The sequence below is a fragment of the Streptomyces sp. NBC_01465 genome, from assembly GCF_036227325.1.
Taxonomy (GTDB): domain Bacteria; phylum Actinomycetota; class Actinomycetes; order Streptomycetales; family Streptomycetaceae; genus Streptomyces.
The window spans coordinates 5,967,416-5,993,930 of sequence record NZ_CP109467.1 but is presented as its reverse complement, the minus strand read 5'-3'; the positions used below and the strand labels follow the sequence as shown (position 1 = coordinate 5,993,930).

General features: G+C 69.4%; 27 protein-coding genes and 1 riboswitch. Of the genes, 10 read left to right on the top strand and 17 right to left on the bottom strand.

Going from position 1 to position 26,515, the window contains the following annotated elements; genetic code table 11:
* Nucleotides 1-11: 11 nt before the first annotated feature.
* The 3 genes from OG707_RS28330 to OG707_RS28320 form a co-directional block, all read right to left on the bottom strand.
* The gene (locus OG707_RS28330) at nucleotides 12-344 is read right to left on the bottom strand and encodes a hypothetical protein (RefSeq protein ID WP_329123183.1); all 333 of its coding nucleotides are present in this window, start codon (nucleotides 342-344) and stop codon (nucleotides 12-14) included.
* A gap of 94 nt (nucleotides 345-438) precedes the next feature.
* Complete coding sequence (locus OG707_RS28325; protein WP_329123181.1) at nucleotides 439-705, bottom strand: DUF4190 domain-containing protein; 267 nt, start codon at nucleotides 703-705, stop codon at nucleotides 439-441.
* Nucleotides 706-722: 17 nt separating this feature from the next.
* On the bottom strand, nucleotides 723-875 hold the full coding sequence (locus OG707_RS28320; protein ID WP_329123179.1) for a hypothetical protein: 153 nt from the start codon (nucleotides 873-875) through the stop codon (nucleotides 723-725).
* A 99-nt stretch (nucleotides 876-974) separates the two neighbouring features.
* Here OG707_RS28320 and OG707_RS28315 point away from each other — a divergent pair, with 99 nt between their 5' ends.
* Complete coding sequence (locus OG707_RS28315) at nucleotides 975-1,604, top strand: TetR family transcriptional regulator (protein ID WP_329123177.1); 630 nt, start codon at nucleotides 975-977, stop codon at nucleotides 1,602-1,604.
* On the opposite strand, the gene OG707_RS28310 is transcribed toward OG707_RS28315, so the two are convergent.
* The 11 genes from OG707_RS28310 to OG707_RS28260 form a co-directional block, all read right to left on the bottom strand.
* Nucleotides 1,573-2,586, bottom strand: coding sequence for a helix-turn-helix transcriptional regulator (locus OG707_RS28310; protein WP_329123175.1), 1,014 nt, complete (start codon nucleotides 2,584-2,586; stop codon nucleotides 1,573-1,575). The genes OG707_RS28315 and OG707_RS28310 overlap by 32 nt on opposite strands.
* A gap of 157 nt (nucleotides 2,587-2,743) precedes the next feature.
* Nucleotides 2,744-3,598, bottom strand: a complete 855-nt coding sequence (locus OG707_RS28305) for a thioesterase family protein (RefSeq protein WP_329123174.1) — start codon at nucleotides 3,596-3,598, stop codon at nucleotides 2,744-2,746.
* 23 nt (nucleotides 3,599-3,621) lie between these two features.
* Nucleotides 3,622-4,284, bottom strand: coding sequence for a trimeric intracellular cation channel family protein (locus tag OG707_RS28300; protein ID WP_329123172.1), 663 nt, complete (start codon nucleotides 4,282-4,284; stop codon nucleotides 3,622-3,624).
* A 55-nt stretch (nucleotides 4,285-4,339) separates the two neighbouring features.
* Nucleotides 4,340-5,731, bottom strand: a complete 1,392-nt coding sequence (locus OG707_RS28295) for a M1 family metallopeptidase (protein WP_329123170.1) — start codon at nucleotides 5,729-5,731, stop codon at nucleotides 4,340-4,342.
* 112 nt (nucleotides 5,732-5,843) lie between these two features.
* A complete protein-coding gene (locus OG707_RS28290) occupies nucleotides 5,844-7,046 on the bottom strand; it encodes an ABC transporter ATP-binding protein (RefSeq protein ID WP_329123168.1) in 1,203 nt (400 codons plus the stop codon).
* Complete coding sequence (locus tag OG707_RS28285; RefSeq protein WP_443071410.1) at nucleotides 7,043-8,155, bottom strand: ABC transporter ATP-binding protein; 1,113 nt, start codon at nucleotides 8,153-8,155, stop codon at nucleotides 7,043-7,045. The genes OG707_RS28290 and OG707_RS28285 overlap by 4 nt, the downstream gene beginning before the upstream one ends.
* Nucleotides 8,152-9,162: an ABC transporter permease gene (locus tag OG707_RS28280; protein ID WP_329123166.1), complete on the bottom strand. Its 1,011-nt coding sequence runs from the start codon at nucleotides 9,160-9,162 to the stop codon at nucleotides 8,152-8,154. The genes OG707_RS28285 and OG707_RS28280 overlap by 4 nt, the downstream gene beginning before the upstream one ends.
* Nucleotides 9,163-9,276: 114 nt before the next feature.
* Nucleotides 9,277-11,040 carry an ABC transporter substrate-binding protein gene (locus OG707_RS28275; RefSeq protein WP_443071409.1) on the bottom strand — a complete coding sequence of 588 codons (1,764 nt, stop codon included), beginning with the start codon at nucleotides 11,038-11,040 and terminating at the stop codon, nucleotides 9,277-9,279.
* A 26-nt stretch (nucleotides 11,041-11,066) separates the two neighbouring features.
* On the bottom strand, nucleotides 11,067-12,065 hold the full coding sequence (locus OG707_RS28270) for an ABC transporter permease (protein ID WP_329123163.1): 999 nt from the start codon (nucleotides 12,063-12,065) through the stop codon (nucleotides 11,067-11,069).
* A 339-nt stretch (nucleotides 12,066-12,404) separates the two neighbouring features.
* Complete coding sequence (locus OG707_RS28265; RefSeq protein WP_329123161.1) at nucleotides 12,405-13,184, bottom strand: enhanced serine sensitivity protein SseB C-terminal domain-containing protein; 780 nt, start codon at nucleotides 13,182-13,184, stop codon at nucleotides 12,405-12,407.
* Between the two features lie 78 nt (nucleotides 13,185-13,262).
* On the bottom strand, nucleotides 13,263-13,997 hold the full coding sequence (locus OG707_RS28260) for an enhanced serine sensitivity protein SseB (RefSeq protein WP_329128008.1): 735 nt from the start codon (nucleotides 13,995-13,997) through the stop codon (nucleotides 13,263-13,265).
* A gap of 196 nt (nucleotides 13,998-14,193) precedes the next feature.
* On the opposite strand from OG707_RS28260, the gene OG707_RS28255 reads away from it, so the two are divergent.
* Complete coding sequence (locus tag OG707_RS28255) at nucleotides 14,194-14,871, top strand: hypothetical protein (protein WP_329123159.1); 678 nt, start codon at nucleotides 14,194-14,196, stop codon at nucleotides 14,869-14,871.
* Between the two features lie 31 nt (nucleotides 14,872-14,902).
* A complete protein-coding gene (locus OG707_RS28250) occupies nucleotides 14,903-15,676 on the top strand; it encodes a hypothetical protein (RefSeq protein WP_329123157.1) in 774 nt (257 codons plus the stop codon).
* Nucleotides 15,677-15,697: 21 nt separating this feature from the next.
* Here the strand turns inward: OG707_RS28250 and OG707_RS28245 are convergent, their stop codons facing one another.
* Nucleotides 15,698-16,336, bottom strand: coding sequence for an AAA family ATPase (locus OG707_RS28245; RefSeq protein WP_329123155.1), 639 nt, complete (start codon nucleotides 16,334-16,336; stop codon nucleotides 15,698-15,700).
* Nucleotides 16,337-16,473: 137 nt separating this feature from the next.
* Nucleotides 16,474-16,571: riboswitch (glycine riboswitch) on the top strand.
* A gap of 153 nt (nucleotides 16,572-16,724) precedes the next feature.
* Between OG707_RS28245 and gcvT the strand changes: the two genes are divergently transcribed.
* From gcvT to OG707_RS28210, 7 genes are all read left to right on the top strand, one after another.
* Nucleotides 16,725-17,840 carry a glycine cleavage system aminomethyltransferase GcvT gene (gene gcvT / locus OG707_RS28240; RefSeq protein WP_329123153.1) on the top strand — a complete coding sequence of 372 codons (1,116 nt, stop codon included), beginning with the start codon at nucleotides 16,725-16,727 and terminating at the stop codon, nucleotides 17,838-17,840.
* Nucleotides 17,841-17,907: 67 nt separating this feature from the next.
* Nucleotides 17,908-18,288, top strand: coding sequence for a glycine cleavage system protein GcvH (gene gcvH / locus OG707_RS28235; RefSeq protein ID WP_329123151.1), 381 nt, complete (start codon nucleotides 17,908-17,910; stop codon nucleotides 18,286-18,288).
* A 21-nt stretch (nucleotides 18,289-18,309) separates the two neighbouring features.
* Nucleotides 18,310-19,572 carry a serine hydroxymethyltransferase gene (gene glyA, locus OG707_RS28230; RefSeq protein WP_329123149.1) on the top strand — a complete coding sequence of 421 codons (1,263 nt, stop codon included), beginning with the start codon at nucleotides 18,310-18,312 and terminating at the stop codon, nucleotides 19,570-19,572.
* A gap of 155 nt (nucleotides 19,573-19,727) precedes the next feature.
* Nucleotides 19,728-21,095, top strand: a complete 1,368-nt coding sequence (locus OG707_RS28225; RefSeq protein WP_329123147.1) for an L-serine ammonia-lyase — start codon at nucleotides 19,728-19,730, stop codon at nucleotides 21,093-21,095.
* A gap of 69 nt (nucleotides 21,096-21,164) precedes the next feature.
* A complete protein-coding gene (locus OG707_RS28220; RefSeq protein WP_329123145.1) occupies nucleotides 21,165-21,821 on the top strand; it encodes a hypothetical protein in 657 nt (218 codons plus the stop codon).
* A gap of 31 nt (nucleotides 21,822-21,852) precedes the next feature.
* Nucleotides 21,853-22,029 (top strand): hypothetical protein, encoded by a 177-nt coding sequence (locus tag OG707_RS28215; protein ID WP_329123143.1) that lies wholly within the window; start codon nucleotides 21,853-21,855, stop codon nucleotides 22,027-22,029.
* 65 nt (nucleotides 22,030-22,094) lie between these two features.
* On the top strand, nucleotides 22,095-23,771 hold the full coding sequence (locus OG707_RS28210; protein WP_329123141.1) for a rhamnogalacturonan lyase B N-terminal domain-containing protein: 1,677 nt from the start codon (nucleotides 22,095-22,097) through the stop codon (nucleotides 23,769-23,771).
* 10 nt (nucleotides 23,772-23,781) lie between these two features.
* Here OG707_RS28210 and OG707_RS28205 read toward each other — a convergent pair whose 3' ends face one another.
* Both OG707_RS28205 and OG707_RS28200 read right to left on the bottom strand, forming a co-directional pair.
* Complete coding sequence (locus tag OG707_RS28205; RefSeq protein WP_329123139.1) at nucleotides 23,782-25,281, bottom strand: hypothetical protein; 1,500 nt, start codon at nucleotides 25,279-25,281, stop codon at nucleotides 23,782-23,784.
* A gap of 165 nt (nucleotides 25,282-25,446) precedes the next feature.
* Nucleotides 25,447-26,445 (bottom strand): L,D-transpeptidase, encoded by a 999-nt coding sequence (locus OG707_RS28200; RefSeq protein WP_329123137.1) that lies wholly within the window; start codon nucleotides 26,443-26,445, stop codon nucleotides 25,447-25,449.
* Between the last annotated feature and the right edge of the window lie 70 nt (nucleotides 26,446-26,515).

The window sequence follows — 26,515 nt, the reverse complement described above, 5'->3', positions numbered from 1 at the left end:
CCGGTTGTGCCTCAGCCCTGCTGGTTCTGGCCCTGCCCGCCGCCGGGGCCGCCGCAGCCGCCCTGGCCTCCGCCCTGTCCTCCGCCGGGACCGCCCGAGGGCATTCCGGAGGGCCCGCCCGACGGCATTCCGGACGGCATGTCGGTGGGCCTGCTGCCCTTGGAGCCGCCGGACTGATTCCCCGAGGGCATCCCGGACGGCATCCCCGAAGGACGCTGGCAGTTCTGCGCGTTCTCGCTGTCACTGCCGGACGACGAGCCGCTCGAGTCGGAGCCGCACGCGGCCAGCAGCGGGGTCAGGGCCAGCAGTGCGGCTACGGGGATCGCCCGGCGTACACGCGTCATGGATCGTTCGCTCCTCAGGGTCTGTCGGATGACGCCTGAGGCCATCACGCGGAGATAAGCCCCCGCTGTCACGAGCCTGTGAATCGGAACGGAGCTAGAAGTTCCAGGCCAGCACGCCGTCGGAGGTGACCAGCGTGGCCAGGACCACCAGGTCCGCGACCCCGAGGCCGAGTCCCAGCAGGGCCCTGCCCCGGCGCGCGGTGCCGCGCCACAGCGCGAGCGCGGCCAGCACGATCGCGATGGGGCCGAGGATCAGGTTCATCACGAGCAGGCCGAGCAGTCCGAGCACGAACGCGGCGACGGCCATGCCGTCGGCGTCGCGGGTGCCGGTACGGGTGCGGGCGGTAGCGGTGAGTTCCATGGTTCCCTCTCCCCTGCTCACTTGGTCCGGGTGATGCGCTCGCGTACGGCGAAGATCAGCAGCCAGCCGCCGATGACGGCGGTGGCGACGAGGGAGACCGGGAGGGGCAGATGGGACACGGCGCCCAGCACGATCCCCAGGAGAAGGAGAACTGCGGCGATGGCAATCATCGGTCGTCAACCTTTCGGTGAACACTTGTGAGTACGACTGTTCACTGACTCCTGAGTCTACGCTTCCCTTCACCGGAGAACGGTTGTTTACTGAATGGCATGAGTCACACCTCCAGCGCGGCCACCGGCGTCCGCCAGGCACAGAAGCTCAAGACCCGCCAGGCCCTCCTGGACGCGGCCCTCGCGCTCCTCGAGGAGCAGAGCCTCAGCAGCCTCGGCCTGCGCGAGGTGACGCGCGCGGTCGGAGTGGCGCCGACCGCCTTCTACCGGCACTTCCGCGACACCGCCGACCTGGGCGTCGCCCTCGTCGAGGAGGCGCTCGGCTCGCTGCACGGCACGATCGGGACGGCCCTGGCGGACGAGGGCGACGCGGCGGCGCGCATCGACCGCACGGTCGGCCTCATCGCGGATCTCGTACGGACACACCCCGCGCACGTCCGCTTCATCGCCCGCGAACGGCACGGCGGCGTCCAGCCCGTCCGCGAGGCCATAGGCACCCAACTGCGGCTGTTCGCCCAGGAGGTGGCGGCCGCGTTCGCCCGCCAGCCGGAGTCGAAGGGCTGGAGCGAGGAGGACCTCCTCATGCTCGCCGGGCTGTACGTCGACCACATGGTGATGGCCGCGTCCGCCCTCCTGGAGGCGGAGGGCGGCGGCGAGGAGCGCGCCCGGGACACCGCCCGCCGTCAGCTGCGGCTGGTCAGCCTGGGGCGTCTGCACTGGCTGGACTGACGGGGGCGACCGTGCCGACCGGGCTGCCGGGGGCCGCGTAGATCGCCGCGACCTCCGCCGCCGCGCGGGCCATCTCGGCGCGCGCCTCGGGCGGCTCCAGCACCTCCAGGCTGTCGGAGTACGCCAGCAACTGCCGTACCGCCCGCACCTCTTCGAGCGCGAGCTCGACCTCCGCCCACTCCTCGCCCCGTACGGGCTCGGCGGTGAGCTGCGCACCGTGCAGCCGTACGAACTGATCCAGCCGGCCCGCGCGCACCCGGGCCCGCACCCGGAACCCGGCGGGCCGCGCCTCGACGCGCTGCCGCAACTCGGCCCATACGTCCGCCAGTTCCACCCCCTCGCGGCGGCGCACCGGCGCTTCCGTCTCGATGGCGGAGTGCACGCGGTCGGCGCGGTAGAGGGCGGGGGCGCCGCGGTGGTCGGCGACCAGGTACCAGACGCCCGCCTTCACGACGAGGCCGTACGGGTCGACGGTGTACGTGCGCGGCCCGCTCGCCCCGCCGTGCCGGTAGCGCAGCCGCAGGCGTCGCTCGGCGAAGACGGCGGTCTGCAACTCGTTGAGGTCGACGGCGGGCCGCGGGCCGCTCATCCAGCGGACAGGGTCGACAAGGATCCGTCGGCTGGTCAACTCGGCGGCGGGCCGGTGGGGTTCGGGGAGGGCAGCCATGACCTTGCGCAGGGCGGAGCCCAGGGCCTGGTCGAGGCCGAGGGCGGCGTGGGTGCCGTCGGCGGCCAGGACGAACAGGGCGCGGGACTCGTCGGCGGTGAGGCCGGTGACGTCCGTACGGAACCCGGGCAGCAGGGCGATGCCGCCGTGCCGGCCGCGTTCGGCGTAGACGGGGACGCCGGAGGCGGAGAGGGCGTCGATGTCGCGGTAGATGGTGCGGACGGAGACTTCGAGGCGGGTGGCGAGTTCGGTGGCGGGGACGAGGCCGCGGGTCTGGAGCAGGAGGAGGATCGAGAGCAGCCGGTCTGACTTCACGGCTCCAGGATCCCGGACGGGGTCGCAGAGGGCGGGCCGGGGGTGCGGAGGTTTCCCCGATCCCGCCCCTTCCCGCTGTGACATTTTGCGGCTCCGCCGCGTGGTGGGGGCGCCGCCCCGCAGACCCCCGCCGGGGCTCCGCCCCAGACCTCGGTCCTCAAACGCCGGACGGGCTTGAGTTTCGCGGTGCCCGCGCCAGCTGCCGAGACTGTGCGACCAGCCGGTCCGCGCTGTCCCAGACCTCCGTGTCCTCCTCCAGGAAGCCGCCCGCCAGGTTCCGCGTCGTGATCGACACCCGCAGCGGGCCTGGCGCCGGGCGGCAGCGGACGTGGACCGTCAACTCCACCGTGGGAACCCAGCCCTTGAGGCCCATCTCGAACGCCGTCGGCGGCAGCGCGTCCACCGCAAGGAGCAGGGACAGCGGGTCCGCGTCGCGGCCGTCCGCGAGGCCGAACCAGGCCCGCATCTCGCCCTTGCCCGACGGGGCTCCGACCGCCCAGCCGCACGTCGCCGGGTCCAGCTTCAGCCGCAGGCGGTCGGTGATCGCCGAGGAGCCGGGGATGGGGGCCGGACCGTCCTCGGGGCCGAAGCAGTGTTCCATCGGCGGGATCGCCGGGGGCTTGGCCGTCGTGCGTACGTCGTCGGGGAGTGCGTCCAGGTCGCCGTACGAGGCGAGGACGCGGATCCGCTCGACCTCGGTGCCATCCTCCGCGTACTGGAAGAGCGAGGCCTGCCCGGTGGAGAGCGTGCGGCCGCCGCGGACCAGTTCCGTGCGGATCACCGCAGGTCCCGGCGCCGACGCCGTCAGGTAGTGCGCGGAGATCGTGAGGGGGTCGGAGTGCGGCAGGGCTTCGCCCAGTGCGCGGCCGAGCAGGGCCAGGAGGTAGCCGCCGTTGACGGCGTGGATGATCGTCCAGCCGGCGGAGAGCTCCGCGTCGTAGATGCCCGGTGCGCGCGGGGTGACGGCGGTGTCGCGGTCGAACTCGCTGTCCCCGATGGATGCCTGTGCCATGCACAGCACGGTACACGCCAAAGTTACTCGTCGGTAGAGGCGGCCTGGGAGCGCCGGTTCCACGCCCTCGGCGCCCGCCAGCCGTAGCGCATCGCAAGGAGCCGCAGCACGACCGCCGTGAAGGCCGCGAGCCCGCTCGTCGCAGCGTTGAGCATGTCGAACCTGATGCAGAGCACCACCATCGTGGCCCCGATGATCGCGGGCACGGCGTACAGGTCGCGGTCCCAGCGCACCAGCGACGGCACCTCATTGGCGAGTACGTCTCGCAGCACACCCCCGCCGACCGCCGTCGCGAGCCCCATCGCGGCCGATGCGGTGAGGCCGAGCCCGTGCTCGTACGCCTTGGTCGTGCCCGTGACGCAGAAGAGCCCGAGCCCGGCGGCGTCGAAGACGTTCACCGCGTTCTGGATGCGCTCCACCTCGGGGTGCAGGAAGAAGACGAACCCGGCCGCCACCAGCGGGGCGAGGAAGTACCCGAGGTCGGTGAAGGCGGCCGGCGGGATCGCACCGATGACGATGTCACGGAAGAGCCCCCCGCCCAGCGCCGTGACCTCGGCGAAGACCGCGATGCCGAAGACGTCGAAGTTCTTGCGCACGGCGAGCAGGGCACCGGAGATCGCGAAGACGAAGATCCCGACGATGTCGAGCCCGTGCTGGACGGAGGGGGTGAACAGTTCGTGGAGCACCCGACATTCTTACCGAAAGGCGAGTGCTCCACCGCGCAGGCCAGCCCGACAGCGCCTACAGGGCGGGCTTGCCCGTCGTGTAGATCCACTTCGCGAAGAGGTCGTCGAGCTGCTGGTGCGAGATCTTCTCGGCGAGCGCGATGAACTCCTCGGTGGTGCCGTTCCCGTAGCGGTGCGCCGACGTCCAGGCGGGCAGCAGCTCGAAGAACGCCTTGTCGCCGATCCGCTCGCGCAGCGCCTGCAGCGTCATCGCGCCGCGCTGGTAGACGGCCGAGGCGAACATCGTGTCGCGCTGCGGGTCGGCGACCTTGATCTGCCAGAAGGCGGAGGTGTCCGGGCGCGAGTTGTACCCGGCCAGCATCTGGTCGTGCGCGGTCGAGGTGCCCCGGTGCTCGGTCCACAGCCACTGCGCGTACGTGGCGAAGCCCTCGTTGAGCCAGATGTTCTTCCACTGCTTCACGGAGACCGAGTCGCCGAACCACTGGTGGGCCAGCTCGTGGACGATGGTCGACTCGGACCGTACGGCCGAATAGCTCGGCTTGGTCTGGGTCTCCAGCGAGAAGCCCGCCTCGGGCATGTCGTCGACGACCGCCCCGGTCTCCTCGAAGGGGTACGGGCCGAAGAGCTTCGACCAGTAGTCGGTGGCCTCGGCGGTCACGCCGTACACGTCGACGCTGTTGCTGTTGGCGAGCACCGGGTCGATCGCCACGTAGATCGGGGTGCCGCCGGGCGTCACGCCGGTCTTCACGTCGAACTTCCCGATCGAGGCGGTCGCGAGATAGGTCGCCATGGGCCGGTTCTCGCGCCAGTGGTTGACGGTCTGGCCGCCCTGGTCGTACGTGGAGACCAGCCGCCCGTTGGAGACCCCGGTCAGCCCCTTGGGCGCCTTGATCCGGATGTCGTACGTCGCCTTGTCGGCCGGGTGGTCGCTGGAGGGGAACCAGGTGGACGCGGCGTTGGGCTCGCAGGCGACGAAGACTCCGTCGGTGGTCTTCATCCAGCCGTAGTCGGAGCCGAAGACGATGGGCCCGTTGAGCGCCTCGGGGACTCCTCCGTAGGTGACCTCGACGGAGAAGGTGCGGCCCTTGCGCAGGGAGTCGCGCGGGTTGATGCGTATCTCGTCGCCGGTACGGGTGAACTGGGCGCGTCTGCCGTTCACTTCGACCTTGGTGACCTCCAGCTTCTGGAGGTCGAGGTCGAAGGAGGAGAGGTTCTGGGTGGCGCGGGCGGTGACCGTGGTGACACCGTCGAGGCGGTCCGTGTCCGGGTTGTACGCGACGTTCAGGTCGTAGTGCAGCGCGTCGAAACCGCCGTTGCCCAGCTCGGGGAAGTACGGGTCACCGATTCCGGCGGACCCGGGTGAGGGCGCGGGAGCGGCGGCGATCAGACAGAAGGAAGCTGTCGCGGTGGCGATGGCCGCCAGACGTGCCGAACGGGAGAGTGCCATGAGTCTGCCCTTCGTACGTGCGCCGTAAGTACGGCTGCATCCTTGGTACGACAGGCAGGACTCTGCACTCTCCCGCTTAGCCATGGACATGACTTTGCCAACTCGTCATGTCCTACTGCTCGGTTGACTCCTGAGGCCCGTCCTCCGGTACGTCGGCCTCCGCGGCGGCCTCCGCTTCTGCCTCGGCCTCCGCCTTCACCGCGGGCATCGCGAGCTCGATCGACTCCCGGGCCTCCGCCAGCACCGACTCCCCCGGCACCTGGTCCGGAGCGTTCTCCGGGTGGTGACAGGCGACCTGCTGGCCCGGCTTGAGCGCGATCAGCTCCGGCTCCTTGGTCTTGCAGACCTCGGTCGCCTTCCAGCACCGCGTGTGGAAGCGGCAGCCGCTCGGCGGCGAGATCGGCGAGGGAACGTCACCCTTGAGCAGGATGCGCTCGCTCTTGACCCCGCGACGGCGCGGATCGGGCACCGGCACGGCCGACATGAGCGCCTTGGTGTACGGGTGCATCGGCGCCGCGTAGAGCGTCTTGCGGTCCGCCAGCTCGACGATCTTGCCGAGGTACATCACCGCGATGCGGTCCGAGACATGGCGGATGACCGAGAGGTCGTGCGCGATGATCACGTACGTCAGCCCGAGCTCGTCCTGGAGGTCGTCCAGCAGGTTGACCACCTGGGCCTGGATCGACACGTCGAGCGCGGAGACCGGCTCGTCGGCGACGACCAGCTTCGGCTTGAGCGCGAGCGCACGGGCGATGCCGATGCGCTGGCGCTGGCCGCCGGAGAACTCGTGCGGATAGCGGTTGTAGTGCTCGGGGCTCAGGCCCACCAGTTCCAGGAGGCTCTGGACCTCCTTCTTGACCCCGCCCTCGGGCTCGACGCCCTGCAGCCGGAACGGCGCCGAGACGATCGTGCCGATGGTGTGCCGGGGGTTCAGCGAGGAGTACGGGTCCTGGAAGATCATCTGGACGTCACGGCGCATCGGGCGCATCTGCCCCATGGAGATGTGCGTGATGTCCCGGCCCTCGAACTCGACCTTGCCGCCGGTCGGTTCGATCAGCCGCGTGATCAGCCGGCCCATCGTCGACTTGCCGCAGCCCGACTCCCCCACCACACCCAGGGTCTCCCCCGGGCGCACGTCGAAGGAGATGCCGTCGACCGCCCTGACCGCGCTGGTCTGCCGGCCGAGCAGCCCCTTCTTGATCGGGAAGTGCTTGACCAGGTTGTCGACTCTGAGCAGCGGCTCGGGCGAGGAGCTCGCCTGTTCCGGGATCGCCGTGCCGGCGGTGTCTTTGTTGCTCACGGCCTTCTCGCTCATAGCTTCGGCGCAATCTCTTCGGTCCAGATCCGGGTCCGCTCCTCCTGCGACATGTGACAGGCCGAGAAGTGACCGTCGCCGACCAGTTGCAGCTCCGGGCGCGTGGTGCGGGTGATGCCGCCCTTGGGAACGTCCGCGTACGGGCAGCGCGGGTTGAAGGCGCAGCCGCTCGGGATGTTGATGAGGCTGGGCGGGGAGCCCTTGACCGGGATGAGCCGGTCGGTCTCCTCCTTGTCGATGCGCGGCATCGATGTCAGCAGCCCCCAGGTGTAGGGGTGCCGGGGCTCGTAGAAGACCTGCTCGGCGCTTCCGCGCTCGATGCACCGGCCGCCGTACATCACCAGGAGGTTGTCGGCCATCTCGGCGACGACCCCGAGGTCGTGCGTGATCATGATGACCGCGGAGCCGAACTCCTTCTGCAGATCCCGGATCAGGTCGAGGATCTGCGCCTGGACGGTCACGTCCAGGGCGGTCGTCGGCTCGTCGGCGATCAGCAGCTTGGGGTTGTTGACCAGCGCCATCGCGATCATCGCGCGCTGACGCATACCGCCGGAGAACTCGTGCGGATACGCGTTGACGCGCTTGTTCGGCTCGGGGATGCCCACACGGTCGAGCATCTCGACGGCCCGGGCCCGGGCGACCTTCTTGGTGACCTTGTGGTGCACCCGGTAGGCCTCGATGATCTGGGCGCCCACCGAGAAGTACGGGTGCATCGCCGAGAGCGGGTCCTGGAAGATCATGGCCATCTTCTGGCCACGCAGCCGCCGTACGTGTTCGGGGTCGGCCCCGATCAACTCCTCGCCGTCCAGCCAGACTTCACCGGAGATCTGGGCGTGCGCCGTACGGTGCAGGCCCATCACCCCCAGCGAGGTGACCGACTTTCCGGAACCGGACTCGCCCACGATGCCGAGGGTTTCACCGGCCTTGACGTCGAAGCTGACGCCGTCGACGGACTTGACCAGGCCGTCGTCGGTGCTGAAGTGGATGCGCAGATCCCGTACGGAGAGAAAGGCATCCTCGGTGCCACCGCGCTGGGCGTGCACGGGCTCGCCCAGCGCCGCGGATGCAGCCGGCGATGCGGCCGCCGTGTCCTTGGAAACCTCGCTCACGAGTACCTCACCCTGGGGTCGATGGCGGCGTACACCAGGTCCACCAGCAAGTTGCAGATGACAATGAAGAATGCGGCGATCAGCGTCACGCCCATGACGATCGGCAGATCGTTCTGCTGCACGCCCTGGATGGCGTACTGGCCGAGACCCGGGAAGGAGAAGACCGTCTCGGTGATGACCGCACCGCCGATCAGCAGACCGAAGTCCATGCCGAAGATGGTGACGATCGGGGTCAGCGCGGCCCGCAGACCGTGCTTCGCGATGACCTTGCTCTCCCGCAGGCCCTTGGCGCGGGCGGTGCGGATGTAGTCCTCCCCCATGGTCTCCAGCATCCCGGCCCGGGTGAGCCGGGCATAGAGCGCGGAGTACAGGAAGGCCAGCGAGCACCAGGGGATCAGCAGGTTCCAGGCCCATTCACCGGGGTTGTCGGCGAAGGGGACGTACTGGATGGATTCCCAGATGGGCCACTGGACGGTGAAGACGCCCAGCGCCAGCATGCCGGTGAAGAAGATCGGGAGGGAGACGCCGGCGAGGGCGACACCCATGAAGAGGCGGTCGAGGAGCGAGCCCTTGCGGAGTGCGGAGAGCACGCCGGTCGCGACACCGGAGACCAGCCAGATCACGGCTGCACCGATCGCCAGCGAGAAGGTCACGGGGATGCGCGAGGAGATCGCGGGCCAGACCTCGACGTGGCTCTTGAAGGAGTAGCCGAAGCACGGCACCGAGCAGTGCGAGGCGTCGGGGCCGAACTTGTAGTCGGCGCCGACGAAGATCTGCTTGACGAAGTGCCAGTACTGGACGTACAGCGGATGGTTGAAGCCCAGGTTCTCCTTCACCGCGGCGATGGATTCCTTGTTGGCGTCCTTGCCCACGTACTGGGCGGCCAGGGAGTCCATCGTCTGCCCGGCGAGCCGGGGAACCAGGAAGAAGATCGCGAAGGTGACTGCGCTCACGATCAGCAGCAGAAGCACCGCGCCGAAGACGCGTCGGATGATGTACGCAGCCACAGCATTCCGGCGCCGGCGCCGCCGGGCGGGCAACTCCCTTGTGGGGAGCGCCCGTCCCGGCGGACACCGATGCCTTCACCTGCCTTTCGAACTAAGCGGGGGCCGGGCCCGGACTTACTTGGTGGAGCCCATCAGCGTGTAGTCGTACATGCCGAGGTAGGCCTGCGTGATGGTGACGTTCGTCGCGGAGGCCGACCGCAGAAGCAGGTTCTTGCGGTAGATCAGCGGAACGGCCGAGGCGTTCTCGGCGACCATCTTGTCGATGTCGCCCCACGCCTTGGTGCGCGCGGCGGTGTCGGTGTTGGCGATGGCCTCGTTGAGCGCCTTGTTGATCGCCGGGTCGTTCAGTTCCTGGACGTTGTTGCCACCGGACGGCTTGATGGCCGAACCGTTGATGATCTGGTCCAGGAAGCCGAAGCCGGTCGGCCAGTCGGCGCCCCACGCGGTCATGATCATGCCGAGCTTGTGCGAGTGGACGTAGCTCGGGTTACCGGCGAAGTTCTGGAAGTACTTGCCGCCCGGGAACGTCTTGATGTTCGCGGTGATGCCGATCGTCTTCAGCGACGCCTGGACCGCGGTGACCATCGCCATCTCGGCGGGACGGTCGGAACGGGCCGAGATGTTGGTGGTGAAGCCGTTCGGCTGGCCGCACTCCTTCAGCTCGGCCTTCGCCTTGGCGGCGTCGCCCTTGCTGCCGGGGGTCGCGTACAGGTCGAACTTGCTGTAACCACTGACGGTCGGCGGGAGCAGCGTCGAGGCGACGGCACCCTTCGGGTCACCGCCCTGGGCTGCCTGGATCGACGCCTTGTCGATGCCCCACTGCACGGCCTTGCGGCAGTGGATGTTGTCGAAGGGCGCGACGTTCAGGTTGAGACCGATGTACGAAGTGGCCCCCGCGAACGAGTTGTCGGTCGCCTTCTTCAGCTTCGGGGTCGTCAGCACCTTCGGCTGGGTCGCCGGCGCCACACCGGTGCCCGAGGCGTCGGTGGTCAGGTTGTCGGCGATCAGGTCGTTGTCGATCGTCTCCTGCTTGACCTTGAACCGGATGGTGACCTTCTCCGGAAGGGCCTTGCGGATCGGGTCCGTCTTCGGGTCCCAGTTCGGGTTGCGGACGAGGGTCGCGCCCTTGCCCTCCTCGTACGACTGGAACTTGTACGGGCCCGAGGAGACGATGTTCTTGACGTAGTCGGCACCCTTGTCCTTGGCGGCGGGCACCGGCGCGGTCTGGTTGAACGTCGCCAGGTAGTCGAAGTCCGCGAAGGCGTCCTTCAGCTTGAAGACGATCGTGGTGTCGTCCGGCGTCTCGATGGACGCGAGACCGCCGGGGCTCTTGTCCTTGTACGGACCCTTGTACTTGTCGCCACCGATGAGGTGCGCCTTGAAGTACGTCGGACCGTTGGACAGCGCCTCGGGGGCGAAGTTCGAACGCTCGACGGCGTACTTGACGTCCTTCGAGGTGATCGGAGTGCCGTCGTCGAACTTGAGGCCCTTGCGCAGGTGGTACGTCCACGTCTTGGCACCGTCGCTGGGCGTGCCCAGACCCTCGGCCAGGTCAGGAACCACCGTGAGGCCGTCCTTGCCCGCAGCGGGCTTGAACGAGGTGAGCGAACGGGCGTACAGGCGGGAGAAGTTCTGCACCCAGCCGTAGTAGTTGTTGCCCGGGTCGAGCGAGTCGGGCTCGTCGGACAACGCCAGGGAGAGCGTGCCGCCCTTCTTGTCGCTCGTGTTCACGATCGAGGTCAGCGCAGCGTCAGCAGCGGACGTGCCACCCTTGCTGCCGCCGCCGCCCTTGTCGTTGTCGGAGCTGCTGCACGCGGATGCCCCCAGCGCGAGCGCCACAACTGCGCCGAGCACAGCTGTCACTTTTCTTGTCTTCACCTGAGGAAAGCCCCCTCTAGAGATGGTTACTTGCTGCGGGGGTCGAGCGCATCGCGCAACCCGTCGCCCAGCAGGTTGAACGCCAGGACCGTGATGAAAATGGCCAGGCCCGGCACGATCATGTACTGCGGATCCGCCGTGTAGATGTCGCTCGCGTTGCTGAGCATCTGTCCCCAGGAAGCCTGCGGCGGCGCGATACCGACGCCGAGATAGCTGAGGCCCGCCTCGAAAATGATGTTGGTCGGAATCATCAGCGTCGAGTAGACGAGAATGGGTGCCACCAGGTTCGGCAGCAGTTCGCGGAAGAGAATGAACGGGCCGCGCGCGCCGAGGCTCTTGGCCGCTTCGACGAACTCACGATTCCGCAGCGTGAGCGTCTGCGCCCGCACGATCCTGCCCATGTAGGGCCAGCTGAAGAACCCGATGACAAAGATCAACACGCTGATCCGGAGCGGCAGTCCGGTCAGACCGAACGCGCCGTCCTGCAGGGTGGCAGCAATCGAAATCGCAAAGAGGAGGAGCGGGAAAGCCAGGAACGTGTCCATGGTCCGGCTGATGATGGAGTCGACCCAGCCGCCGTAGTAGCCGGAGACGACACCGAAGAACACTCCGATGACGACGGCGAGCAGCGTGGCGCCGCCCGCGACCAGCAGCGAGACCCAGGACCCCTCGATGATGCGGGTCATGATGTCGCGCCCGTACTGCGGGTCGACTCCCAGCGGATGGGCCCAACTCATCCCGCCCCAGTCACCCTTGGGTGCGAGGAGAGCCGGGTCGACCAGATCCTGGTGGAACTTGTTGGGATCCAGACCGAAGATCCACTGAATCGGCTTGGACAGAGCCGCGAGCAGGACGAGCAGGATCACGACAACGCCGCCGGCCACCGCCATCTTGTCGCGCTTGAAGCGCGTCCAGGCGATCCGACTGAGCGAACGTCCCTCGATCTGGCTCTGTTTGACTCCCGTGAGTACTGCCTCCGGCTGCGCGTTGGCAGCCGAACCGGTGGTCTCGATCGGTGCGGTCACAGTGCCTCTGACCCCTCCCGGCCGGTGGTGACCGGCCCGTACCCGTCGCTGTGGCGACTGTCGTGCATCAAGTGGTGCTTGCCTTGCCGGCGTGAAGAGAATTGCCCCTGTGGCGTGTGACGCGAACGTCGCTCAACTGAACGACGCCAAGCGTTAGCGGGGAGTCTTCAACGCACCGGCGATCACCCGCCAGACCTGACGGGGAATGTTTGCGCAACCGTGATGCGGCCAGAAGCGTTCCGTTATCCGGACGTCGCGACCGGCCCAGCGAACCAAGTCAGCACACTTCGCCCAGAACGGACGTGTGCCCCAACAGAGGCCAACAGCTGGCGAATTGACCTACTGGCCGTGGACCGGCGGGTAGCCGTAACCGGGGGCCGCGACGGGCGCCGCGTGCGCCTCGCGGTCGTAGAACGGACGGGAGTTGGCGCGCAGCCACATGCCGACCGGGTCGTACTCGTCGGACAGTGCGACGGTCGAAACGGGCAGTCCGTCGGGGACGGCCGCGACGGACTGCTGCATCATCGCGCGCACGGCGTCGACGGACTGCTGACTCGTGTCATAGAGATCGAGACCGATCGCCAGGTACGCGGCACCGAGCGAGGGCTGCACCCAGGCGCGGCGCAGGGCGCGGACCGCGGAGGTGCGGTGGGCGTTCTGGGCGAGAAGGGCGTAGAACTGCGGAATGTCCAGGGCGGGTTCGGAGATCCGCAGCGGTCCGGCCGGCATCCGGTCGAGACCGGTGGCGATCCGGCGCAGATCGGTCCAGGGGATGCCGACGCCGCCGCCGGGGGCGTGCGGGTTCAGCCAGATGCCCCAGCGGTCGGGGAAGAGGGCGCGGGCGATGTCGCGGCCGCCGACCGCCTCGTACGCACGGTTCCAGCCGCTCGCGGAGAGCTCCTGGGCGGAGGTCACACAGGGCGCGTAGCCGAGCCCCTCGACCTCCATGTTCCCGTACTGCGCGTCGGGCGCCCCCGCCTGGCCGTGCCAGAGCAGCATCCAGACCCGGCTCTCGGCGAGCGCGTGCAGCAGGGCCTCGTACGCGTCATAGCGCCCGGGGGTCACCTGGCGCAGCATGTGCTCGACCTGTCCGGCCGCCGCCGTGCCCGACGCACTCACTTGGGTCCCGCCCCTCGTCTTCTTGCCGTCCACCCGTTTCCGGCCACCAGCTCACCGGCCCGCGGTCATCCAACCAGCTTAGGCGGCGTCCCTGACATAAAACGGCCTGACCTTCTCCAGCATCCAGTCGCCCACCGGATCCTGTGCCACGTCCAGCAGGACCAGATTGACCGGCCACGCCGGTTCGGACCGGCCGAGCGCCCGGCCCAGTGCGTCCATGGGCGCGCCGCGGCCCGCGCCGTCCCAGGACGAGAACTCGACACCGATGAACAGGACGGGGTCGCCGCCCTCGATGGACGCGAGCGCCCTGCGCGCGGTGCGCACCACCCCGGTCTGGTCGAACTCCGCCGCCGCGGCGGCGAGGAAGTCGACCGGCTCCTCCTGCCAGTCCGGCTCGAAGAGGCGGACGCGACCGCCGCTGGAGGGACCGTCCAGCGGCGTACGGCCCGCCCGGCAGAGCTCGGCCACGGCGAGCGGCGGCAGGGGCAGGGTGACCGCGCCGCCCGGATTCACCACGACGCCCAGCTGCGGGGGCAGTCCGCGGGCGAACTCGACGGAGGGCGCGATCGTGAAGGAGAGATGGGTACCGACGCAGTCGAGGTACTGCGCCTCCGAGCTGTAGACCGGGACGTACGGCGCCCCCTCGATCTCCAGCGTCGGCAGGTCCAGGGAGCGGCTCTCGTGGCTGCCGCCGTTGGGCAGCGGAATCCAGACCGGGCTGCGTCCCAGGACCTCGATCAGCCGTCCGCCGGCCGCCGGATTGCCGACCGAGGCGCCCAGCACCTCTTCGAGCTCGTTGCCCGGCCATCCCATGTCCACCGACGGATCCCTCTCCTTCTGCGAGTGCTGTGCGCTGTGTGCGCCCGAGATTAACTCCGCCGCCACCCGGCCGGCCGAGCCTCCACCCATATGGACACGGAGCGCATCCGACTGGTTGCGGAGCGTGGCTGTCGATCTGAGGGTGGCAGATACAGGCGCCGCCGCGCAGCCCTTCCGGAAGGACCCCTTCATGGCCCCGCACACGCCCGTCGCCCTCACTCTCGCCGCCTCCCTGTGCGGTGCGCTGGCCTTCGGCGGTGCGGTGGCTGCCCCGGCGGCCGCGGCCGCCCCTTCGGTGCGTACGGCACAGGCGCCCGCCCGCCCCGCGGACATCGGGCCGCTGCTGGACGCCATCGACGAGCTGATGGAGAAGTCCGCCTCGGGCACGATCGACGAGGACGCGCTGGCGGAGGTGAACGCCAAGGTCGACGTCGTCCTGGGTCCGGACCCCGACAGTGCGCCCGCGAAGAAGGACACCGGCCCGGCGAGCGTGGCGGAAACCGCGCTGAGGGACGAGGTCGACGCGCTGATCAAGGCCGCGGCGGGCGGGGACTGGCTGCGGGTCTCGACCGCGCTGCAGGCGATCCCGAAGCTGTCGAACGATCTGCTGAGCGCGGCGGGCTGGCAGAAGTTCCTGGACTCCCTCCCGAAACTCCCCGGCCTGCCGACGCTCCCGGGCCTCCCCGCGGTCCCGGCCGTACCGGCGATCCCCGGTCTGCCCGCACTCCCGGCGGCGCCCGCGGCGATCCCGGGCCTCCCGGCCGTCCCCGGAGTCCCCACGGTCCCGGGCCTCCCGGCCTCCCCCGCGCTCCCCGCCGTGCCTGCCGTTCCCGAAGCTCCCGCTGTCCCGGCGGTTCCGGGGCTCTGATGTTTTCCGCGTACGAAAGGACTCCCCGAATATGAGGGTCAACCGACTCACCGCCGCGGTGGTCACCGCCTCGTCGCTCGGCGCCGTGCTGATCACCGGTGCGGTCACGCCCGCGCTCGCCGCCGCCCCCGTCAGCCGGACGGCTCCCGCCGTCGGTGCCGACTCGGTCGCCGCCCTGCGGACGTACCAGGACGTGCGTGCGCTCTACGCCGCCGTCAACGAGCTGACCTCGCGCACCACCGCCGGTACCGCCGACGCACAGGACCGCGCCACCGTACGGACCGCGCTGGACCGCGTCCTGGCCGACCCGGAGCCGCCGACCCCCGACCCTGCGGCGGCCGACACGGCTGCGGAGGCGGTCAAACCCACCAAGGTTCCCCCCACGCCCTCGCCGACCCTGGCCCATGCGAAGGACCTGCTGAAGGCCTCGGTCGAAGCGCTCCTGAACGCCACGGACAAGGGCGACTGGAAGGTCGCCACCTCCGCGCTCCTCGAGGTCTCCTCGCAAGCGGTCAACGTGCTGCTCGGCGTCAACATCGAGGCCGTCCTCAAGCAGCTCGGCGACCTGCTCTCCTGGGACAAGCTGCTGCCGAAGCTTCTCGGTCTGCCCGAGCTGCCCAAGGTCCCGGATGTCACGGGCATGCTCCCCAAGCTCCCCGAGCTGCCGAAGCTCCCGGCCGTCCCCGGCCTGCCCGCGCTGCCCTCCGTCCCGTGGCTGCCCTCTGTCCCGGCCGCCCCGGCCGCTGCAATCCCCGGCCTGCCCATCCCCTCGACCGCGATCCCCGGCTTCCCGAAGCTCTGGTGACCCGGCCGGTCCCGGGGGCGCTCAGCCCCCGGGACCGCCGAAGCTGATCTCCTCCAGTTCCCCCGCCGCCTCCCGGTCGAGCAGCACCGCCGACCCGCAGCCGGCCGGCAGTCTCCCCGCCTCGGCCTCCGCGAGGAGCCGGTCCACCGCCTTGCGGTGCCGTCCGAAGGCGTACGCGGAGACCGTGCGCCCCCGCTCCGCCTGCCCGGACAGGGCCACCTCCGGCGGGACGTCGAGCAGCAGCAGATGCAGGGCGCGCCCTCGTCGCCGGGCCGTGCGGGCCAGCCACCTCCGCACCCAGCGCTGTGTCCCGCAGTCGTGGACGACGACGCTCCGGCCCGAGCGCAGCGCCCGCCACAGCCCGCCGTAGTGGGCGGCGCGCACGAGGGGGCGGTAGCCCGCGTACGCGAGGAAGCCCGGCATCCGGCGCTCCCAGCGTTCCCGTACGTCCTGCGAGTCGATCCGGCGGGCGGCCCGCACCGTGCGGCGGATCAGTGTCGACTTCCCGCTGCCGGGCAGTCCGGAGACGACGACCAGGTCCCCCTCGGTGAACTCCAGACCGCGCGGGCGGCGGACGAGCGCCTCCTCGGCGGGGGCTCCGCGCGGGGCGGGCACGGCTCCCGCCCCCACCTCGTACAAGCCCTGTCCGTACACCGTCATGGCCACTCCCCCTGTCACGTTTCCGCGTCCCCTCCCCCTGCCCCGCAGAAGAGTAAAGAAACAGTAATGCGACACATGCGATGTGGCGCCCCTCGCGGCCGTGCGATGATGTCCGCGCCAACTCCATACAGGCCGTTCGAATCCGCGCGGGAGAGTCCCCGGTCCAGCCGACCGGGGCGCCGAAGGAGCAAGTCCCTCCCTTGTAATCTCTCAGGCCCCGTACCGCGCGCGACGAGGCAGATCTGAAAAGCGAGCCGCCCTTGTGCGGCGGCTCCACCCAAGGTGCAAGCCGGGTGTCCGGAAGTCCGGGCTCGCGGCGAACCTCTCAGGTTCCGATGACAGATGGGGAGGAATCGTCCTCGCCAGCCATGCCCTGGGAGCCTTAACGATGAGCACCACCCCCCGCCTCACCGCCCTCGACGCCCTGCACCGCAGCCTCGGAGCGACCATGACCGACTTCGCGGGCTGGGACATGCCCCTGCGGTACGCCAGCGAGCGCGACGAGCACAACGCGGTGCGTACGCGCGCCGGGCTCTTCGACCTGTCGCACATGGGCGAGATCACGGTCACGGGACCGCAGGCCGTGGACCTTCTGAACTACGCGCTGGTCGGCAACATCGGGACCGTCGGCCTCGGCCGCGCCCGCTACACCATGATCTGCCAGGAGGACGGCGGGATCCTGGACGACCTGATCGTCTACCGCCTGGGCGGGACCGAGTACATGGTCGTCGCCAACGCGGGCAACGCGCAGATCGTCCTCGACGCGATCACCGAGCGGGCCGCGGGCTTCGACGCCGTCGTACGGGACGACCGTGACGCCTACGCCCTCATCGCCGTCCAGGGCCCCGAGTCCCCCGGCATCCTGAAGTCCGTCACGGACGCCGACCTCGACGGGCTGAAGTACTACGCGGGCCTGCCCGGCACGGTCGCCGGTGTCCCCGCGCTCATCGCCCGCACCGGCTACACCGGCGAGGACGGCTTCGAGCTCTTCGTGGCCCCCGCCGACGCCGAGCAGCTCTGGCAGGCGCTGACCGAGGCCGGCAAGGACGTCGGTCTGGTCCCGGCCGGGCTCTCCTGCCGCGACACCCTCCGCCTCGAAGCGGGCATGCCACTGTACGGACACGAGCTGACCACCGCGCTGACCCCGTTCGACGCGGGTCTCGGCCGGGTCGTCAAGTTCGAGAAGGAGTGCGACTTCGTCGGTCGTACGTCCCTGGAGGCCGCCGCCGAGCGCGCCGCGACCAACCCGCCGCGCAAGCTGGTCGGCCTGATCGCCGAGGGCCGCCGCGTCCCGCGCGCCGGCTTCTCCGTGGTCGCGGACGGCCAGGTCATCGGCGAGGTCACCTCCGGCGCCCCCTCGCCCACGCTGGGCAAGCCGATCGCGATCGCGTACGTGGACGCGGCACACGCCGAGCCGGGCACGACGGGCGTGGGCGTGGACATCCGCGGTACGCATGAGCCGTACGAGGTCGTCGCCCTGCCGTTCTACAAGCGCCAGAAGTGACCCAGACCATTCCAGTCCGTAAGACCACCGTTCATCAGCACTCCCCCGCATCCAGGAGAATCAGGTCATGAGCAACCCCCAGCAGCTGCGGTACAGCAAGGAGCACGAGTGGCTCGCGGTCGCCGAGGACGGCGTCGCGACGGTCGGCATCACGGAGTTCGCGGCCAACGCGCTCGGTGACGTCGTCTACGCCCAGCTCCCCGAGGTCGGTGACACGGTGACCGCGGGCGAGACCTGCGGCGAGCTGGAGTCGACCAAGTCGGTCAGCGACCTGTACGCCCCGGTGACCGGCGAGGTCACCGAGTCGAACCAGGACGTCGTCGACGACCCGTCGCTGGTGAACTCCGCCCCGTTCGAGGGCGGTTGGCTGTTCAAGGTACGTGTCACGGGCGAGCCGGACGACCTGCTCTCCGCCGACGAGTACGACGCACTCACCGCCGGCAACTAGGTCTTAGGGACTGAATCCTTCATGTCGCTTATGAACTCCTCCCTCCACGAGCTCGACCCGGACGTCGCCGCCGCCGTCGACGCCGAGCTGAACCGCCAGCAGTCCACGCTGGAGATGATCGCCTCGGAGAACTTCGCTCCGGTGGCCGTCATGGAGGCCCAGGGCTCCGTCCTCACCAACAAGTACGCCGAGGGCTACCCGGGCCGCCGCTACTACGGCGGCTGCGAGCACGTCGACGTGGCCGAGCAGATCGCCATCGACCGTGTGAAGGACCTCTTCGGCGCCGAGTACGCCAACGTCCAGCCGCACTCGGGCGCCTCCGCCAACCAGGCCGCGCTCTTCGCCATCGCCCAGCCCGGCGACACGATCCTGGGCCTGGACCTGGCGCACGGCGGTCACCTGACGCACGGCATGCGCCTCAACTTCTCCGGCAAGCAGTTCAACGTGGTCGCGTACCACGTGGACGAGGGCGGCCTGGTCGACATGGCCGAGGTCGAGCGCCTCGCCAAGGAGAACAGCCCCAAGGTGATCATCGCGGGCTGGTCGGCGTACCCGCGCCAGCTGGACTTCGCCGAGTTCCGCCGGATCGCGGACGAGGTCGGCGCCCTGCTGTGGGTCGACATGGCGCACTTCGCCGGTCTGGTGGCCGCGGGTCTGCACCCGAACCCGGTCCCGTACGCCGACGTCGTCACCTCCACCACGCACAAGACCCTCGGCGGTCCGCGCGGCGGCATCATCCTGGCCCGCAACAAGGACTTCGCGAAGAAGCTGAACTCCGCGGTCTTCCCCGGTTTCCAGGGCGGCCCGCTGGAGCACGTGATCGCGGCCAAGGCGGTCTCCTTCAAGGTCGCGGCGACCGAGGAGTTCAAGGAGCGCCAGCAGCGCACCCTGGACGGCGCCCGCATCCTGGCCGAGCGCCTGGTCGCGGCCGACGTCACCGAGCACGGTGTCTCGGTCCTGTCCGGCGGCACGGACGTGCACCTGGTCCTGGTGGACCTGCGCAACTCCGAGCTCGACGGCCAGCAGGCCGAGGACCGTCTCCACGAGGTCGGCATCACGGTCAACCGCAACGCGGTCCCGAACGACCCCCGCCCCCCGATGACCACCTCGGGTCTGCGCATCGGTACGCCGGCGCTCGCCACCCGCGGCTTCGACGTCGAGGACTTCACGGAGGTCGCGGACATCATCGCCGAGACCCTGAAGCCGTCGTTCGACAAGGACGCCCTGGCGGGACGGGTCAAGGCCCTGGCCGACAAGCACCCGCTTTACCCCGGCCTGAAGTAGTTCCGTACGCTTTCACCTGGCGTTCCAGTACGAATCCACGGGGCACCCCGCACACTGGTTGTGTGAGCGAGGTGCCCCGTGGCACGCCACCAGGCACGTCCCTCTGCACCACCCGGCAGACAACGGCGTCTACCAACCCCTATAGGAGTCCTCTCGTGGCCATCTCGGTCTTCGACCTGTTCTCGATCGGCATCGGCCCGTCCAGCTCCCACACGGTCGGCCCCATGCGTGCGGCCCGGATGTTCGCCCGCCGCCTCAAGAACGAGGGCCTGCTGGCCCACACCACCGCGATACGCGCCGAGCTGTACGGCTCGCTGGGCGCGACCGGTCACGGGCACGGCACCCCCAAGGCGGTCCTGCTCGGCCTGGAGGGCGAGTCGCCCCGCACGGTCGACGTGGAGCACGCCGACGAGCGGGTCGAGCAGATCAAGCAGTCCGGCCGGATCAACCTCCTCGGCATGCACGAGATCGGCTTCGACTTCGACGAGGACCTGATCCTGCACCGCCGCAAGGCGCTGCCGTACCACGCCAACGGGATGACGGTCTTCGCGTACGACATCGACGGCGCCCCGGTCCTGGAGAAGACGTACTACTCGGTGGGCGGCGGCTTCGTCGTCGACGAGGACGCTGTCGGCGAGAAGAAGATCGTCCTCGACGACACGGTCCTGAAGTACCCCTTCCGCAGCGGCGACGAGCTGCTGCGCCTCACGCAGGAGACCGGCCTGTCCATCGCCGGGCTGATGCTGGAGAACGAGAAGGCATGGCGTACCGAGGACGAGATCCGCTCGGGCCTCCTCGACATCTGGCGCGCCATGCAGGCCTGCGTCTCGCGCGGCATGTCCCGCGAGGGCATCCTCCCCGGCGGCCTCAAGGTCCGCCGCCGCGCGGCCCACTCGGCCCGCCAGCTGCGCGCCGAGGGCGACCCCCTCGCACACGCCATGGAGTGGATCACGCTCTACGCGATGGCGGTCAACGAGGAGAACGCGGCGGGCGGCCGCGTCGTGACGGCCCCCACCAACGGCGCGGCGGGCATCATCCCGGCGGTCCTCCACTACTACATGAACTTCGTGCCCGGCGCGGAGGAGGAGGGCATCGTCCGCTTCATGCTCTCCGCGGGCGCCATCGGCATGCTCTTCAAGGAGAACGCCTCCATCTCCGGCGCCGAGGTCGGCTGCCAGGGCGAGGTCGGCTCCGCCTGCTCGATGGCGGCGGGCGCCCTCGCCGAGGTCCTCGGCGGCTCCCCCGAGCAGGTCGAGAACGCGGCCGAGATCGGCATGGAGCACAACCTCGGCCTGACCTGCGACCCGGTCGGCGGTCTGGTCCAGATCCCGTGCATCGAGCGCAACGGCATGGCGGCGGTCAAGGCCGTCACGGCGGCGAAGATGGCGATGCGCGGCGACGGCAGCCACAAGGTCTCCCTCGACAAGGTCATCAAGACCATGAAGGAGACCGGCGCGGACATGAGCGTGAAGTACAAGGAGACGGCGCGAGGCGGGCTCGCGGTGAACATCATCGAGTGCTGATGTCACACCTTCGGGTGCACCTCGGTAGCAATGCGTGACTTTCCCGGAGTGTCCGACCACGCTGAGTGAATGCGCAAGAGATTCCTGAGGACGAGTGGCGTAGCCCTGGCCTGCGTCACCGGCCTCCTCCTGACGACGTCACCGGTGGCGGTCGCGGCCGCCACCCCCGCGTCCGCAACCATCACCGCGGGCGTCGACATCCCACCCGGTGAACTCGCGCCGGAATCCAGCCCGTTGCACGTACTCAACCCCTACGTCACCTACTCCGGGCGCGGGTTCACCATCGACGCACCCAGGGCCGTACTCGCACAGGTGTCGAAGCCCATGCTGCGTCAACTGCTCGGATACGTCGCCCAGTTGAACGACCACATCAGGGCCGGCCACCTGACGATGACCCCGGCAGGCTTCGCGACGAGCGGCGCCGCGGCCGGACGGCTCGCCGCCGACGGCCCGCACGGCTACATCAAGTCCCACTGGTACGGGATCGAGGTCGGCCTCGACGCCTGGCTGACGAACAAGGTCGAGGGCGCCGCCTGGACCGGCTCCGGGGTCAGCACGCTCGCGGCCCTGCTGGGCGGCGGCCCGTACGCGGGAGCGGTCGCTGCGGCCCTCGCGATCCTCGCCGGCTCGGTGCAGGTCTGCCAGCACCAGAACGGCTGGACCTACCTCTACTGGGTGGGCGTCCCCGTCGGCGTGGGCGGCGTCGTCTGCAATCCGTTCGGCTAGATCCGCGACGCGACAGAAAGGGCCGACGCCCATGAAACGCACCACCGCCGTCACCGTCGTCGCCGTACTGGCCGTCGCCGCGGTCGTCACGTTCCTGACCGAACTGGACTCGTCCAGGAACGACGCCAAGTACCTCGGCGCCGCAGCCTTCACCGCCGGAATCGTCTTCTACGCCCTGGGGTGGGCGAAGAAGGACGGGAGCCGCTGAGCCCGCCCCTCGGTTTCACAGGAAGATCGGGGCAACCTCCTTGCCCCAGGCGGCAACCAGGGGTCATGACCGAGCCGCAGAAACACCTCGCACGCCGCTCCCTCCTCGTCTCCGCCGCCGCTGCCGCGGCGACCGCGGCCGTCGCCGGTCCGCTCGCCGCGTCGGCGGACGCGGCCGCGTTCGGCTACACCGACGACGGTTCGAACTACGTCGTCACGACCGGCGCCGACCTCGTCTTCAAGGTCAGCAAGACCAACGGCGACCTGACCTCCCTGGTTTACAAGGGCACCGAGTACCAGGGCTACGGCGGCAAGAACTCCCACATCGAGTCGGGCCTCGGCACCTCCACGGTGACCATCACCCAGTCCGGCTCCACCATCCTGATCTCGGTGGCGTACGGCACGCTCAAGCACTACTACGCGGCCCGCAGCGGCGAGAACAACGTCTATCTGTGGACCAACAAGGCCGACACGTCCGTCTCCGCGACCCGCTACATCGTGCGTGTGAAGGCCGGCCTGTTCCTCAACGACGAGCCCGACTCCTACACGTACACGACCAGCACCATCGAAGCGGCCGACGTGTTCGCGAAGGCCGACGGCCAGACCCGCTCCAAGCACTACTCGAAGCTGCGCGTCATCGACTACGACGCGATCGGCTGGACCACCGGCAGCGTCGGCCTGTACGTGGTGCGCTCCAACCACGAGAAGGCCTCCGGCGGCCCGTTCTACCGCTCGCTCCTGCGCCACCAGTCCGCGGACGGCGGCGGCCTGTACGAGATCCTCTACTACGGCGAGAACCAGACCGAGGCCCAGCGCTTCGGCCTCCAGGGCCCCTACGTCATCGCCTTCACCGACGGCGCCGCCCCCTCCTCCTCCCTCTCGCACGCCAACCTCACCACCCCCTGGGCCGACGGCCTCGGCCTCTCGGGGTACGTCGCCGCGAGCGGCCGGGGCCGGGTGGCGGGCGTCGGCATCACGGGCCGCGACACCGCCTACCCGTACACGGTGGGACTGGCCAACTCCACTGCCCAGTACTGGGGTTCGGCCCGCGCGTCCGACGGCTGGTTCTCGATCGGGGGCGCGCTTCCCGGTACGTACACGCTCACCGTCTTCAAGTCCGAACTCGCGGTGTACACCACGTCGGTGACCGTCACGGCGGGCGCCACGACCACCCTCAACACCATCGCCGTCCCCTCCACCAACGACCCGTCCAACGCCTCCGCGATCTGGCGCATAGGCGACTGGACGGGCTCGCCCGGCGGCCTGAAGAACGCCGACCTGATGACGTACGCACACCCCTCCGACCCGCGCGCCGCGTCCTGGACCGGCAACGTCGTCATCGGCAGCGGCACGGAGACCGCGTCCTTCCCCTGCTATCTGTGGAAGGACGTGAACAGCGGGATCACCGTCTACTTCAAACTGACCGCGGCCCAGGCGGCGGCCGCCCACACCCTGCGCATCGGCGTGACGACCGCGTACGCGAACGGCCGCCCGCAGATCGTCGTCAACGACACCTACACCTCCGCCGTCCCCTCCCCGCCGACGCAGCCGAGCACGCGGTCGCTGACGGTGGGCTCCTATCGGGGCAACAACAACACCTTCACGTACAGCGTCCCGGCGAGCGCCTGGCTGACCGACACGAGCGCGTACAACACGTTGAAGATCTACGTCGCGAGCGGCTCGGGCACGACCTCCTATCTCAGTGCGGGGACGGCGATCGACGCGATCGATCTGCTGGCCTGAGGTCCGGGGTCTACCCGCCCACGCCCGGCCCCTCGTACGCACCGGCGTTGGGCGGGTTCCCGACCGGGTTCCCGTACAGATCCCTGCTCACATTGCCGGCCACCGCCTCACCCGCGCCGACCGCCGGTGACCCGGTGCGCAGCCGCAGTCCGTACGGGAGCGGGCCCGTCGGGTCCGTGAGCTGCGGGTCCGCCGTCGAACCGCCCGGGTTCGCGGGGGTGTTCGCGACGCCCACCAGGGTGTTGTGCGCGAGCGTGACGCCGCCGCTCTTCAGGCTGAAGCCGGCCGTGCCCGCGCCCTCCTTCACCACGATGTTGTTCGTCAGCGTCAGGCCGTGCTTGTTCGTGGTGTTCTCGTTGACGACGGTCTGGCTGACGCCGTCGCCGACGTAGACGGTGTTGTTGTACGCGCGCACGCCGTCGAAGGAGCCGGAGCACGTCTCGATGCCCCGGTAGTGGTCGTTGCGGCTGACGTTGTAGCGGATGACCGCGTCGCCGAGCGTGCCGGTCGCGGTGCAGACCAGGAAGAAGCCGCCCGCGTTGTCGTGGCTGACGTTGTACTGGAAGACGGTCCCGAAGGTGCCCTCGTCGACGTCGTACGCCATGCCGTCGCGGGTGGTCTCGCCGCCGGACACTTCGTTGTACTGGAAGACGGTGTTGTCCGCGTTCCACGGCCACATGCCCGCGTTGTATCCGGACGAGCGGCGCTGGAATCCGTCGAGGCGGTTGTGCTCGACGAGTGTGCCGTCGGTGGCGGTGATGACGATGCCGTCGCCGGCCAGGTCCTTGAGGGTGTTGGAGCGGACGACGACCCGGGTGGACGGCAGGTAGGCGGGCCCGTTGGGGTCGTAATCGCCGTGCACGGGGCGGTTGTTCCAGGTGGAGCCGAAGTAGATGCCCTCGCGGTCCACGGAGGAGACCGTGTTCTCCGCGACCACGACGTCGTCGAACTTCGTCGGCTTCGCCGAACCGGTGACGGAGAAGAGGATACCCGCCGATCCGGCCGTGCCCTTGGCGTCGTCGCCGCGGATGTCGTGGATGTCCAGGCCGGTGAGGCGGTAGTGGGTGCCGGTGCCGTAGTCCTCCAACTGCACCCGGACTCCGCGCTTGTTGGTACCGGGGCTGCCGCTGTTGGTGATCTCCAGGTCCCTGGCCTCGACCCACTGGGTGTTCTTGAGGAGGAGCGTCTCGGGGTTCCCGTTGCCGTCGATCACGGGCTTGGCGCCGCTGCCGTACGCACCGATCACCATCGGGTCGCCGGGGCGGCCCGTGCCCCGGGGGGCCAGGGTGCCCTCGCAGCGGGTCCCGCGGCGGAGCAGGATCTGCGAACCCGTCTTCAGGGCAAGGGTGTTGACCTGGTCCAGGGTCTGCCAGGGGGCGGCGGCGGAGCCTGTCCGGCGGCTGCCGGCCGCCGAGCAGTCGACGTACTGGATGTCACGGCTGCCCGCGTGCGGGGAGGTTGCGACCGCCGGGGCGGCTGCAGCCAGCAGGGCCAGAACGGTGGTGGACACCGTCAGGGACAAGGATGTGGCCCGCCTGCGCGATCCGTACATACGCTCCCGCTCTCTCGGTCCGCTCTCGGTGCACTGCCGAGAGCACTATGGAACGAAAGAGCGGGAGCACGGAAGACTTTGATCGAAACTCGCGCGTTCCAATCAACTTCGAGCACTGACCTTCTAGAGCGTGGCGGTGGTCTGCTCCCCGCTCGCACTGCCGGACAGCCACTGCGACCACGACAGGTTGAAGGACGCGTAACCGTTGTCGGCGGAGGCCTTGGCACGCGGCGAGCCGGTGACCGTGATCGGGTCGCCCTGCTTGACCTGGTCGTAGAACCACTTCGCGTCGGAGAGCGAGAGGTGGACGCAGCCGTGCGAGCCGCGGGCGCTGCCGGAGCCCGGGTTGGTGTCGCCCGTGGAGTAGTGGACGTAGGTGCCGGACTGGGTCAGGTGAACGTCCCAGGGAAGGGTCAGGTTGTAGTAGTTGGCGCTGTTCTTGTCGCAACTGATGCCGACGCTGCAGGAAGTCATGTGGACCTTCTCCTGCTTGTCGATGACGGCCATGGTGCCGTTCCACGTCGGGTACTCGGCGCTGCCCGCGTTGATGGAGAGGGTGCGCACCGGGGCGCCGTTGCGCGTCACCTTCATGGTGTGGCCCGTCACCGAGGCGTCGGCGCGGACGTCGTCGCCGATGGTGAAGGAGTGCGTGTAGCCGTGGGTGCCGTAGCGGCCGCTGCCGTTGGAGACGTACTTCAGGTCGGCGTCGATCCGGACCTTGGTGCCGGACTTCCAGTACTCCTTCGGACGCCAGTCGACCCGCTGGTTGCCCATCCAGTGCCAGGCGCCCTGGGTGGGCACCGAGGCCGAGACCTTGAGGTGCTTCTCGATGTTCGCGTGCGCCTTGGAGGCCACCGGGTTGGTGAAGACGATCGAGATCGGCATCGCGACCCCGACCGTCGCCTTGTCCAGCGGAGCGATCGACTCCAGCAGCATCGGCGGGCCCGTGGGGTGCGTGGGCGACGGCTTCGCGCTGACGGACGCCTTGGCCGACGAGCCGCCCTTCGCGGCCCCGTTCTTGGAGTCGTCCGAGGCCGACGCGTTGCCCCCGCATGCGCTCGTTCCCGCGAGTACCGCGCTCACCACCAGCGCCATACCTATGCCGACCTTGCCCCGCCCCATGTCCCGCTCCACTCACGTCACTACTGCTTCGATTCAACGTTCATAGAGACAAGCGGGTGGGCGGCGCGGT